Genomic DNA, 13169 nt, shown 5'->3' on the forward strand with positions numbered 1-13169 from the left:
GATTTAGTACTTGATTTCGTGGCTTGTTTACAGTCAAAGAAGCCGGAGCAAAAGCCCCGGCATCGGGCAGGAACAGCTTATTTATTAATAAAATCTTCACCCAACTGAATATCTTTTTTCAGCGTATCCAGCATAGCGTCCAGCGAATGTTGCTCGAAAGCGCTCAGTGTGCCGATGGATTTACGCTCTTCTACACCGTTTTTACCCAGCAGCAGCGGCTGAGAGAAGAAACGGGCATACTGACCGTCGCCTTCCACATAGGCGCATTCCACCACGCCTTTTTCGCCCTGCAGAGCGCGAACCAGTGAAAGACCGAAACGCGCGGCAGCCTGACCCATAGAGAGGGTTGCCGATCCGCCGCCGGCTTTCGCCTCGACGACTTCAGTACCGGCGTTCTGAATACGTTTAGTCAGCTCGGCCGCTTCTTGTTCGGTAAAACTTACGCCTGGAATCTGCGACAGCAGCGGCAGAATCGTCACGCCGGAGTGTCCGCCAATCACCGGAACTTCAACTTCCGTTGGCAGCTTACCTTTCAGCTCTGCGACAAAGGTATTAGAGCGGATGATATCCAGCGTGGTAACGCCAAACAGTTTGTTTTTGTCGTATACGCCTGCTTTTTTCAGCACTTCCGCCGCAATCGCAACGGTGGTGTTCACCGGGTTGGTGATAATGCCCACGCACGCTTTCGGGCAGGTTTTAGCGATCTGCTGCACCAGGTTTTTCACGATGCCGGCGTTAACGTTAAACAGGTCGGAACGGTCCATACCCGGCTTACGCGCCACACCCGCAGAAATCAGTACTACGTCAGCGCCTTCAAGCGCCGGGGTTGCGTCTTCACCGGAGAAACCTTTGATTTTTACAGCGGTGGGGATGTGGCTCAAATCAACGGCCACACCGGGAGTCACTGGAGCGATGTCGTACAGGGAGAGTTCTGAACCTGAAGGCAGTTGGTTTTTTAAAAGTAATGCCAGCGCCTGACCGATACCACCAGCAGCGCCGAGGACTGCGACTTTCATCCTAAACTCCTTATTATATGATTAGCTAAGTGTCTATTGCTCCGCGGCGGCGACCTTAATTCACAAATTCAATGATTACAATCCTCACTCATCAAGAATGCGGAGTCGCGCAATTTTGGCTTTTATGCATTTAATTTGCGTAATCCGGATCGGCTGCAACCAGAGAGCAACGTTCCTACAGGTGGTGACAATATACCCTACTATCCTCTCAAAACAACATCATTTTGATAACAATTAATTTACTTTTAATCTTATTTGCGAGGCGTGACACAGGCATGTTTCTTGATAACGAAATTTGATAAAATTCCGCTCTTTCATAACATTATTTCAGCCTTAAACAAGGCAGACTGTTTGCATAAAAATTCATCTGTATGCACAATAATGTTGTTTCTACCGCCATATTACGGGTGACTTATGCGAAGCTCGGCTAAACAAGAAGAACTAGTAAGAGCGTTTAAAGCGCTCCTCAAAGAAGAAAAATTCAGCTCACAGGGCGAAATCGTCCTCGCGTTGCAGGATCAGGGCTTTGAAAATATCAATCAGTCCAAGGTCTCGCGCATGTTGACTAAGTTCGGCGCAGTGCGTACACGTAACGCAAAAATGGAAATGGTGTACTGTCTTCCGGCTGAACTGGGCGTCCCAACAACATCCAGTCCGTTGAAAAATCTGGTGCTGGATATCGACTATAACGACGCTGTCGTGGTGATTCATACCAGCCCCGGCGCGGCACAACTCATCGCGCGCCTGCTGGATTCACTGGGGAAAGCAGAAGGTATTCTCGGCACGATTGCCGGCGACGATACTATCTTCACTACGCCTGCCAGCGGCTTTTCCGTAAGAGATCTGTACGAAGCCATTCTGGAACTTTTTGAACAAGAGCTTTAGTCCCACTTCCTCCGTCGTCGTACGGCGGAGGCACCTTTTTGTCCCCTCCCCTCGCCGCTTTCCTGTACGGCTATCATTTGGCAAATCATGCCCTTAAACATTCACCACATGAATGACAAATCAAAAAAACGCACAAAATGTCAAATTTATTAAAACATTGATTTTATTTCATTTTTTAAATGACAGCGGCGAAAAACAGCAATTTTAATTCCATAACGTTATAAAAAATAAAATTTTTAATGTCTTTAAAAAGCAGAAACAATTAGCGTGGTATTAATTAATAGCGTGATTAGTGTATACTTAATTTTGTGATGAGGGTCACGAAACAAAGACCCCAGTAAAGGAATTCGACGAGGTAAAAATCATGAAAATCAAAACCACTGTTGCAACATTAAGTATTCTGTCCGTTCTCTCTTTTGGCGCTTTCGCCGCAGAACCTATCAGCGCAGAGCAAGCGCAAAACCGTGAAGCAATCGGATCGGTTTCAGTCAGCGCTATCGGCTCATCGCCTATGGATATGAACGCCATGCTGAGCAAAAAAGCGGATGAACAAGGCGCTACAGCCTACCACATTACCGAAGCGCGTAGCGGCAGCAACTGGCACGCCACTGCCGAACTGTACAAATAAAATTCACCTGCCATCGCATATAACGTGTCGTTACTTCGCGGAGATATCGCATAAGAAAAGCCCATTAATCCGCGAGGTTGACCCTATAAAGGAATAAAAGACCATGAAAACGAAATACATTATCGCATCACTCGGCCTGGCCACTCTGCTCTCTTTCGGCGCAAATGCCGCAGTACATCAGGTCAACGCGGAACAGGCGCAGAATCTGCAACCGATGGGCACCATTTCCGTCTCGCAGATTGGCAGTACGCCAATGGATATGCGCCAGGAGATTGTCGCTAAAGCCGAAAAAGCAGGCGCTAATAGCTATCGCATCATCGAATTAAAAGAAGGTGATAACTGGCACGCCACCGCCGAGTTGTATAAGTAAACCCTCGTCGTCTAACCCGACGACTTGCCCCCGCCTGTCGGGGGCTTTTTTATGCTTTTTCAATGCCGGACATTAAACCGTAGCCGCCCCTCCAGCTCTTCTTCCGCTTCATCAAAGAGTAAAATCAGCGCCCCGTAGCGCCTGCGCAGTTTATCAGGCAGGTGAACGAACTCAATCTCTAGCGGTAGAGGTAAGATATCGCTCATTACCGCATCCCATAATGTATCAAGATCGCTTACTTTCTCACTGGCAAGACCAAACGTCTGCGTAAACTCGCGATAAAAATCGCTTTGGTTTTTAATATCATTAAAATCAAAAGTATAGACATTCATAGCCAGCCACCATCCCCGACAGACAATTGTCTGTTTTACTACTAAGCATCATTATGCAGAGGTTTCACTTCCAGAAACGCTTTTAGCCCCGGAGCACTCTTGCGCTGTTTTTGTATCTCAAATAAGTATAGTCATAAAAAAACCGACGCTTTTGGCATCGGTTCTTGTGGGTTAGCTATCGGTAAGCGCGTTCTGGTATTTATGTAACATGCCCGTCAGGCGTTTAACCGGTTCCGTCACCTGCGGCGGCGCCTCCCAGATACGTAATTTCTCCTGATAGATATCCAGCTCATCCAGCAACTGACCAAAGTAGCGTCGCCGTTTATCATCGCTTCCGGCGGAAATAACATGGTCTGCGGTACGACGAAGCTGGCGGTGGAACACTGACAGATCCTCATTAACCGGTATCGGCGCGTCGCGCAGACGTTGATGAGCAATGATCATCGTTAGCGCCAGGCGAAACTTCGGCAAATCGCCAGGGAATTTATTCATCAGCAAAAAGAGTTGCTGATATAACGCAGGCAGACGGTTTTCTTTACGACGTACCACGTTGGTCGTCATTGCCGAGACCGCAGCGGAAACAAACTGATTAAGCAGCACGCGACCGGTTCGATCTTTGGATTTATCACGCACCAGCAGGATGACGATAAACGCCAGCATACAGCCGACAATTTGCCCCAACGCGCTGTCGAGGAACTGGCTGAAATGGAACGTCATCGGATTATCCAACACAATAATGTTAATCGTACTGGCCAGCGCCCCCATCGACCCCAGACGCCGTTTCTGGACCTCAATGCCGATAAAGAACCCCAATACCGCCAGGCTCAAACATAACAACAGCATACTTTGCTGCGTATTGGGAATAATCACCAGGAAATAGAGCAATCCCAGCGGCAACGCCGCCAGAGTGCCATAAATAAAATCAATGCAGACCATGCGCGGATTGGGTAAACGCATCGCCAGCGAGGTCACCACGGCAATCATCACCATCGCGCCATTACCCGATGTCCAGCCGGTCCATAGCCAGAATAATGTCCCCAGAATGCAGGAAAGCGTGGTGCGCCAGAAGTTCACCATCGCATGGTGGCGTTCAGCGGATTCCACTTTAACTACGGGCTCGCCTTGCAGGATCTCTTCTTCCGTCGCGCTGATTTTGGTGTTGCTGATCACGCCGCGTTTAAGCAGCAGATAGCGCGTCGCAGCGCCTACCCAGCTATAAAGCGTGACGGGCGTTTCGCGCTCACCGGTCCAGACAATGACACGCCGCATCCGTTTTAACTGCCTGTGGACGTCCTGTACCGTTTCAACCGGCGTCTCGAACAGTTCCCGGAATGTATCGGTAATCAGTTCCGGCCGCGTGTTTTGAATAAGATAAGTTTCACAGGATTGCGTAATCAGCGTGAGCGAAAGCGTATTCAACGCTTTCAGGCGGCGGTTAGCGCGTACCCAGCGCGAAGATTCCATATTCAGATTACTTCGCATCCCCTCCAGCGCCGCCGTGCGTCGCACCAGATCGCCCCAGGCGTTGTCGACTTCTTCGCTGTCGCCATGCTTAATACAAAGTTGCATTAGCTGATATTGCGCTACCAGTAAACTGTCCAGTTCGCGATCAACCTCCTGCTTTATCGATCGCGGCGAGAAAAGCAGATCCGCTAAAATAGCACAGCCAATGCCGATAACGATTTCGCTACAGCGCTCAAGCGCAAATTGCGGCGTGAGCAGCGGCTCCGTCTGAATGGTAATCACAATGATCAGCGCAGTATAACCTGACAGTCCCCACGCATAAGAGTTTTCGATCCGTACTAAAGAGGAGATCCAGGTACAAAAACCGGCCCAGACACAGCACACCAGAATCATTAATAGCGGCGCGCGGATCATAGAGATAATAATGATAAGCGCGGCGATACAGCCAATAAACGTCCCGATAATACGCAACATTCCGCGATAACGGATAGCGCCGGAATAGGGTTCCCCGCCGGCGGCAAATGCCGGGCCTGCCGCCACGATCGCGGCGGTCAGCACCGCCCAACGCGGCGTCTCCAGTTGAAAATGGAAGCCGATAAATAATGCCAGCACAATGGCGCACGCCAGCTTTACCGCAAAACGAATGTGCTGGTTGGCAATGGAGAAAATGCCCATGACGATTAACCGAATTCGCGCAGCCGGTGCGCCAGTTTACGGAAGAAGGAGTCCTGGCTTGCGTCACGATCCTGCTTACCGGTGATCACGACGGTTGCCGTCGTACCGGCAGGCCACAAATTCCCCTGCTGCTCGTCGAGCCGGATACGCACCGGGACACGCTGGGCCAGACGCACCCATTCGAGGTTAGAGTCTATCGTCGCCATCCCTTTCGCATCGCTGGTACTGCTGGCATTCGTTACCCCTGCCGCCACGCTATCGACGGTACCTTTTAATACCCGGTTGCTGCCAAGCGGCGTGATTTCGGCACGATATCCCGGACGCACGCCTTCCAGCTTGGTCTCTTCCATATAGGCCTGCACGTAAAAAGAGTTCTTTTTCACCAGGGCGACGGCTGTGGAACCGCGGGTAATAAATTCACCGGCATAAACATTGAGGTTAGTCACCCAGCCGTCGGCAGGCGCGCGAATGACGGTGCGTTCCAGATCGAGTTTAGCCAGATCGCGCGTCGCCTGGGCTTTAGCCAGTTGATGCAGTACAGTCTGCAAGACATTGTTCGCCTGATCGATCTCTTCCCGGGACATCGCCTGTACGCCGAGGCGATTACGGCGACCGGCTTCCTGGCGTTTTTCCTGCGCCAGGACCTGATAATAGGCTACATCAGCTTCCGCTTCCGCCAGCGCTTTTTGATAGCGTGGCTGATCGATGGTAAACAGGACCTGATCCTTTTTCACCAGTTGGTTATCATGCACGTTTACATGGGTAATCAGGCCCGCGACATCCGGGGCAATAGCGACGACATCGGCGCTAAAACGCGCGTCACGCGTCCAGGGAGATTCGGTGTAATACACCCAGGCGCGGAAAATGGCGATAAAGGCCAGAATAACCAGTACGAGGGTAATGGCCGTACGGGAGAGTTTTCTTGTTAGTGTTTTCACTTCAACCTCAAACGAACAGGCGCGATATTAAATAAAACAGACAACAATACAGCGCAGTATTGAACAGAGCCGGATGCCAGACAAAATCATAGATGCCCGTCGGCACTAGCATCCGACGCACCAGCCAAAAAATAGCCAGTGACAAAAGCAATTCGAAAAATATCGGTGGGAAGGAAAGACCAAACACCACGATAACGGGAAACAGACTCATGTTGACCTTGATTTCTGAGAGAGAGCAGGCGATAGATTGTTAAGCTACATCGCCGCAGAGAAGGGCAAGAGACGCCAGGCGAGAGCGACATAGCTCTTATTCGAATAATAGTATATTAACGTAATTGTTATGCTGTTATCTATATTATGTGATCTAAATCACTTTTAAGCCAGAGTGAATAATGGAACGATTAAAACGAATGTCGGTATTCGCCAAAGTTGTCGAGTTTGGCTCTTTTACCGCCGCAGCCAGACAGCTGCAAATGAGCGTATCGTCCATCAGCCAGACTGTGGCGAAACTGGAAGATGAGCTTCAGGTTAAATTGCTCAACCGCAGCACACGCAGCATTGGGCTTACCGAGGCTGGAAAAATCTATTATCAGGGTTGTCGTCGTATGCTGCATGAAGTGCAGGATGTTCATGAGCAGCTTTACGCTTTTAATAACACGCCCATCGGTACATTGCGTATCGGCTGTTCTTCAACCATGGCGCAAAATGTGCTGGCCGGGCTTACCGCAAAATTATTAAAAGAGTATCCCGGTCTGGCGGTCAATCTGGTGACAGGAATTCCGGCCCCGGATTTAATTGCCGACGGGCTGGACGTGGTGATCCGCGTGGGCGCGCTGCAAGACTCCAGCCTGTTTTCCCGTCGACTCGGCGCGATGCCGATGGTTGTGTGCGCCGCCAAGCCCTACCTCGCTCAGTACGGCGTCCCGGAAAAACCCGCCGATCTCAGTAGCCATTCCTGGCTGGAATATAGCGTGCGCCCGGATAATGAGTTTGAACTTATCGCGCCGGAAGGAATTTCTACCCGACTGATTCCACAGGGGCGGTTCGTCACTAACGATCCGATGACGCTGGTACGCTGGCTGACCGCCGGAACCGGAATCGCCTATGTGCCGCTGATGTGGGTGATCGATGAGATCAATCGTGGCGATCTGGAGATCCTGCTGCCTCGCTATCAGTCCGATCCTCGTCCGGTGTACGCGCTGTACACCGAAAAAGATAAGCTGCCGCTTAAAGTGCAGGTAGTGATTAACGCGTTAACTGACTATTTTGTCGATGTCGCACACCTGTTTCAGGGGATGCACGGGCGAGGGAAAGAAAAATAAAAACACCGGGTAATTGCTGAAGACGATTGTAGGCCAGATGCCACCCGACGCAGACATTGCCTGATGGCGCTGCGCTTATCAGGCCTGGGCGGCACACACCACAGGCCTGATAAGGCGGACAGTTATGCGGTGCCGCCAACCGTCAGGTTATCGACTTTCAGCGTCGGCTGGCCTACGCCTACCGGCAGACTTTGCCCCTCTTTACCGCAGACCCCCACCCCGTTATCCAGCTTAAGGTCGTTGCCGACCATGGAGATCTGTTGCATCGTTTCAATGCCTGATCCAATCAACGTCGCGCCCTTCACCGGCGTCGTGACTTTTCCGTTTTCAATCAGATACGCTTCCGAGGTAGAGAACACAAACTTGCCGGAGGTGATATCCACCTGACCGCCGCCAAAGTTAGGCGCATAGATGCCGTACTCAACGGATTCGATAATTTCCTGCGGCGTTGACTGCCCCGCCAACATATAGGTATTCGTCATACGCGGCATCGGCAGATGCGCGTAAGATTCGCGACGCCCGTTACCGGTCGGCGCAGCGCCCATCAGGCGCGCGTTCAGCTTGTCCTGCATGTATCCTTTCAGTACGCCATTTTCAATCAATACGTTGTACTGGCCTGGCGTACCTTCATCATCGATAGCAACGGAGCCGCGACGGTTCATCATTGTGCCGTCATCCACTACGGTGCAAAGCGCGGAGGCAACCTGCTCGCCGATCTGACCGCTAAACACAGACGTCCCACGACGGTTAAAATCACCTTCCAGCCCGTGACCGACCGCTTCGTGCAGCAATACGCCCGGCCACCCGGCGCCCAGAACCACCGGTAACGTCCCCGCTGGCGCAGCGACCGCGGAGAGATTAACCAGCGCCATGCGTACCGCTTCTTTCGCCCACGCGTCGGCGCGCACCTCGCCGTCGAGATCGGCAAGAAAATACTCATAACCAAAGCGACCGCCGCCGCCGCTGGCGCCGCGCTCGCGTTTACCGTCTTCTTCCACCTGCACGCTAACGGACAAACGCACCAGTGGACGGACATCCGCCGCCAGCGTCCCGTCGGTCGCCGCCACGAGGATTAATTCATATACGCCGGTCAGGCTGGCGTTAACTTCCTGCACGCGTTTATCGGCTTCTCGCGCCGCTTTATCAACGCGTCTGAGGATATCCAGCTTCTCTTCGCGGCTCATACTTTGCAACGGATCAAGGGTGGTGTAGAGCGGCTGATGCGCTACGGCGGCGAGCGTTTTTACCTTGCCTTCGCCGTTCTCGCGTACAATGGTTCGCGCTGCCTGCGCACTCTGCTCCAGCGCCAGGAGGCTTATCTGGTCAGCATAAGCAAAACCGGTTTTTTCGCCGCTAATGGCGCGAACGCCAACGCCCTGGTCGATATTATATGAACCATCTTTAATGATGCGGTCTTCTAAAACCCAGGATTCGTGATAGCTCGACTGAAAATAGAGGTCGCCATAATCAAGACGGCGTTCGGCCAGTTGGCCCAAAATAGCGAACAGATCCTGATGGTTCAGGCCATTCGCCGCTAGCAATTGTTCACTTACCAGGTTCAGACTCATCGTTTTTGCTACTCGTTGATTTCTGCCGGATGGCGGTTCACGCCTTATCCGGACTACGTTGTTAGATTGTACAAACCGGATAAACGCAGCGCCGTCCGGCATGACTATTTACTGAGAGTGGGGCAATTCCTCGCCCCCGTCAAATCATTGCTGGCTTTCTTTTCTCGGTTGGCGCAGAACTTCGTTAATCTGCGGCGCATCGACCGGGCCGGTAATGCGATAACGCAGAATGGAGACCTTGCTCCATAGCGGCCCCAACACTTTACTGGCGGCAAATACCGCCGCGCCGACAATCGGGTTAACGGCAAACGCGGCGGCGACGCCCACGGTGGCGGAAATTTCCGGCGCGACAACGGCCTCCATATCAAGACGACGACGCACCAGATCAACAGAACCTTTCATTGCAATATCCGCTTCCAGCCCATCCACCAGCGTATCGTCAGTATGCAGGACGCCATCTTTAATCCACGCGGTACTATGAATAGAGTCGAAATAGAAGCCCTCGCTAAAGGTATCTCTGAAGTCAAACCGCAGCTTACGCAGCAACGCATCAAAACTGAGCAGCCGCAGTAACTGTCCGGCATGACCGCTACTGAGATCAGTAAACTCGCCTTTACCCAGACGCGTACGTAAAATCCCGTTGAGCGTGGCTTCCTCAGGTTGCCAGGGCGGGTTTCGCCAGTGCAGATCGTAATCTACGTTAAAAGACGCGTTCTGGATTGGCGTCGAGATACCGAAGAACCCGGCAGCCGTGTCGAGGTTACTACCATGCAGACTACCTTTCAGCGAGGTTCGTTCATTACCCGGCGCATTCACCCACTCGCCGTTCGCTTTCAAACGGGCGAATCCGGTATCGATCAGGCCATTCGCCAGAGTCAGCGTATTGCCTTTGATGGCGAAATCACCATCAATACGCCCATATTTTTGCCCCCACAGCCAGCACTCTTCGCAGCGAAGCTGTAAGTCCGGCCAGCCGCGGAAGCTAATCGTGTTCGCCGAAGCCAACGGCGATGTCGGCGTGGGTGACGAGGCGTGCGTTTTTGCGACGCCAGGGTTGTAGTACAGGTACTTAATGTTCGCCAGCCACGGCGCATGGTTGCGCATGAGCAGCGTGGCGTTCACCTCACGGCCCTGCGCTTCAATTTTTGTTCCGTTCAGCGAGGGGGCTGAAACGACGCTCAAATTGTTCCACTGCTGGCCGCCCAGCGATAGCGCGGGAGTACGCAACGTGACGCGTTGAGGAAACTCGGCCGAACTGCTCACGTTATCCGCCGCGCCTTTCTGGAATAACGCCAGCCATTGCGCGCCATCCAGCGCCGGCAGATTGAGCTCAACGCCTTGTTGAGCAGGTAATGGCGGAATCGTCCGGCTGTCCGTCGTCCAGATAGCCCGATCCAACGTCAGCTTCTGATTTAATAACCAGCGGCTGTTAAAGTGATTTTTACTCCCTGCTCTCCCCGTTAGCGCAAAACTTTTCAGGTTGCCGTCAGCCTGAATGTTCACCGGAATGGCTTCGCCTGCGGGTTTATTTAGCGGAGAAGGTAAGTGACTGCTCACATTTCTCAGATCGCCGTTCAGCTCGATGCGATAAGTGGTGTCAGCATGATATGGAAGATCGATGCCGACTTTACCATTCCACGTCACGCTGCCGCTCAGGGCGTCATTCAGTTGCGGCGGTAAGACGCCCATACGCGTTGGTTGCCAGTTACCGTTCAGGTTGACGGCGACCTGATAGGCTTTTGCCCCTTCCGTCGTACTGAAATCCAGGTTAAGCGGCTGATTAAACCAGTTTGCCGTCAGCGGCCCGCTTTTTAGCGCGCCATTCACAAAGCTGAATTTACCGTTCAGATTTTTGAGCGTGCTGTTTAGCGGCTTAATAAACAGACTGTTATTACGCAACGAGACATCGCCCTCAGCGGTAACCTGTTCGCCATCCAGCGGAATATCAAGATGTAAGCGAGCATTCACATCGCCATCTAATTGGAGCTCCGCCAGCGTCGAGCCAAGCGAGTCTTTTAGTGGCGTCTCGTCGAAATAAGGCCCAACGGCTTTTCCCGGCCCGTTAATATCGGCATCAATGAGCAGTTTCTCTTTGGAATAATCCGGAATCGCCGCCGCGAGTTTGCTGGCCTTCACCCCGCCCAAATCGACGCTATCCGAACGCATCCACAGGCCGTCGTTCAGGAAATCCAGTTCAATGTTGAGATTTTTTAGCGCCGGCCAGTCGGGTTGAAAAGCAAACGTCGCATTGCGTAGCGGCACCAGCACTTCAAACTGACCTTCGTTATGCTTATAGGGAAAGAGGTGCGGGTTACCACCGTAAACCAACGTGGCGTTATCCGCCTCGCCGCCCTGAATCGCGCCGCTAAGGTAATCGACCAGCGCTTTGCCCATCAGGTTTTCCGGAAAATAGCGCCACGCCTGAGATCCATCGTCGGTACTGATTCCGGCCAGAATACCCAGCCACGGTTCGCCGCCCGTCGGTTGCAGATAGCGGAACCCGCCGCGCGCATGTACCGCCTTTGCTTTGACGTCAATGTCGCGGCCATCAAGCTGAAAGCCGTTCTCATTCTTCAACCAACTAAGCGTCGCGACGCCGTTTTCAATTTCCAGCGGCGCGCGAAAAACGGTTTCATAGGGCATTTTAGCCTGCTGCATCGCAACCTTCATCTGCCCGTCTTCTACGCTTCCCGCCAGCGTACCGGAAAAATGTTCCGCGCCGGGCAACAGCTTCCACTGTTTCCAGGCAAGATTTTCCCACGATGCCTGAAAACGCGTTTTTTCGGTCGCCTGTAGCGGAATATCCAGCGCCAGAGTGGCGATCTTTCCGCTCGGCTGCGTAGCCTGCCATATTTCGCCCAGCACAGGCGACAGTTTAGCCGCCAGCGGACGTAATGCTTCCAGCCCCGCCAGTTCAAGATTACTGGCGCGAATGCGTAGCTCATCGCTACGTGTGTGATTCTCGCCGCCGACGCCCTGCTGCGGGAGCCAGGCCACGGTTAAGGCTCCGCTCGGCCAGGGTTTACCATCAAGCGTAATCCGTGTGTCCGGAATATAAAACTGCCAGCCCGGCTGCTCGCGGCTAATCTGCGCCGTCAGGTTATCGACAGACAGCGTGTGCGTCGTGTTATCGCCCAACCAGCTTGCTCCGCCCTGTTTCAGCCAGACGTCTCCTCCGGCGATTTCGCCTTTACTGAGCGTCATCCAGCCTTCCAGACTGAAACGCGCCGTCTGGAGCGCCACATTATCCTGCATCCATTTACCCAGCCACGGCTTGACGTCAATATCGTCGGCCTGTAACCAGACTCTGCCGTTATTCAGCAAACCGTCGTCATCGCGTAAATCCATCCGCACCTGCATCACACCGTGCTGCCCGGTCAGGCTGGAGAGACTGACCTCGCCTTCGGCGCGGTGCCGCTCTTTGCCGTTTAGCCAGGTAAGCTGTGGGATCGCCAGTTCCGCGCGTTGTCCGGAAAGCGTCAGAAAACTGATTTGGCTATCGCGCAGATCGAAATGATCGAACTGACGCAGGAAAAGATCGCTTAAACGGCTGGTTTCGATGCCTTCGCCGTCGCTGCTTTGAAGAGGCGTGTTGGTGCGGAAATTGAGTTGCCAGAAGGTCAGGTCGCGAAACTGCCAGCGCATATGCAACAGGCTTTGCCAGACGTCCAGCGCCAGCGTAACGCGTTTTATCGACAGTTCGCCGCCATCTTTCAGGGCGGCATGAATATTATGCGCTTCCAGCGTAGGGCCAAAATTTTGCCAGCTTGCGGAGAGTTGGCTGGCGGCCACCGGCACGCCGGTCACAGACTCAATTTTATTCAGGATAGCCGGACGCCAGGCGTCAAGATGAGGCAACGCCAGGCGCAGCCCGCTAACCAGCAGCGCTGCAATGACGATGAGCGCGGCTCCAGTGAGCAATAAAATCCCCGGCAATCGCCTCACGCGTCTCTCCTTGTCTGCCAAAAAAT

11 protein-coding genes are annotated in these 13169 nt (G+C 52.9%); 4 read left to right on the forward strand and 7 right to left on the reverse strand.

The window, feature by feature from the left end; all coding sequences use genetic code 11:
• Positions 1-77 precede the first annotated feature (77 nt).
• Positions 78-1016 carry a malate dehydrogenase gene (gene mdh / locus ACLJZ5_RS09155; protein WP_000861586.1) on the reverse strand — a complete coding sequence of 313 codons (939 nt, stop codon included), beginning with the start codon at positions 1014-1016 and terminating at the stop codon, positions 78-80.
• Positions 1017-1430: 414 nt separating this feature from the next.
• Here mdh and argR point away from each other — a divergent pair, with 414 nt between their 5' ends.
• From argR to yhcN-B, 3 genes are all read left to right on the forward strand, one after another.
• Complete coding sequence (gene argR / locus ACLJZ5_RS09160) at positions 1431-1901, forward strand: transcriptional regulator ArgR (RefSeq protein ID WP_001257852.1); 471 nt, start codon at positions 1431-1433, stop codon at positions 1899-1901.
• 364 nt (positions 1902-2265) lie between these two features.
• The gene (yhcN, locus tag ACLJZ5_RS09165) at positions 2266-2529 is read left to right on the forward strand and encodes a peroxide/acid stress response protein YhcN (RefSeq protein WP_000695693.1); all 264 of its coding nucleotides are present in this window, start codon (positions 2266-2268) and stop codon (positions 2527-2529) included.
• 103 nt (positions 2530-2632) lie between these two features.
• Positions 2633-2899 carry a DUF1471 family stress response protein YhcN-B gene (gene yhcN-B, locus ACLJZ5_RS09170; protein ID WP_000853277.1) on the forward strand — a complete coding sequence of 89 codons (267 nt, stop codon included), beginning with the start codon at positions 2633-2635 and terminating at the stop codon, positions 2897-2899.
• A gap of 59 nt (positions 2900-2958) precedes the next feature.
• Here yhcN-B and ACLJZ5_RS09175 read toward each other — a convergent pair whose 3' ends face one another.
• From ACLJZ5_RS09175 to aaeX, 4 genes are all read right to left on the reverse strand, one after another.
• Positions 2959-3231, reverse strand: coding sequence for a hypothetical protein (locus tag ACLJZ5_RS09175; RefSeq protein ID WP_001103887.1), 273 nt, complete (start codon positions 3229-3231; stop codon positions 2959-2961).
• 171 nt (positions 3232-3402) lie between these two features.
• Positions 3403-5370, reverse strand: coding sequence for a p-hydroxybenzoic acid efflux pump subunit AaeB (gene aaeB / locus ACLJZ5_RS09180; protein ID WP_000510913.1), 1968 nt, complete (start codon positions 5368-5370; stop codon positions 3403-3405).
• Between the two features lie 5 nt (positions 5371-5375).
• Entirely contained in the window at positions 5376-6308 is a 933-nt protein-coding gene (gene aaeA / locus ACLJZ5_RS09185) for a p-hydroxybenzoic acid efflux pump subunit AaeA (RefSeq protein WP_000855134.1), read from the reverse strand.
• A gap of 7 nt (positions 6309-6315) precedes the next feature.
• A complete protein-coding gene (gene aaeX / locus ACLJZ5_RS09190) occupies positions 6316-6519 on the reverse strand; it encodes a p-hydroxybenzoic acid efflux pump operon protein AaeX (protein WP_000051840.1) in 204 nt (67 codons plus the stop codon).
• Between the two features lie 181 nt (positions 6520-6700).
• On the opposite strand from aaeX, the gene aaeR reads away from it, so the two are divergent.
• Positions 6701-7630 carry an HTH-type transcriptional activator AaeR gene (gene aaeR / locus ACLJZ5_RS09195; RefSeq protein WP_000440300.1) on the forward strand — a complete coding sequence of 310 codons (930 nt, stop codon included), beginning with the start codon at positions 6701-6703 and terminating at the stop codon, positions 7628-7630.
• Between the two features lie 122 nt (positions 7631-7752).
• Here aaeR and tldD read toward each other — a convergent pair whose 3' ends face one another.
• The gene (gene tldD / locus ACLJZ5_RS09200) at positions 7753-9198 is read right to left on the reverse strand and encodes a metalloprotease TldD (RefSeq protein ID WP_000055936.1); all 1446 of its coding nucleotides are present in this window, start codon (positions 9196-9198) and stop codon (positions 7753-7755) included.
• A gap of 144 nt (positions 9199-9342) precedes the next feature.
• Positions 9343-13143 (reverse strand): AsmA2 domain-containing protein YhdP, encoded by a 3801-nt coding sequence (yhdP, locus tag ACLJZ5_RS09205; protein WP_410958912.1) that lies wholly within the window; start codon positions 13141-13143, stop codon positions 9343-9345.
• Between the last annotated feature and the right edge of the window lie 26 nt (positions 13144-13169).

The sequence above is a fragment of the Salmonella sp. 5800 genome (assembly GCF_046558195.1).
Classification (GTDB): Bacteria; Pseudomonadota; Gammaproteobacteria; order Enterobacterales; family Enterobacteriaceae; genus Salmonella; species Salmonella enterica.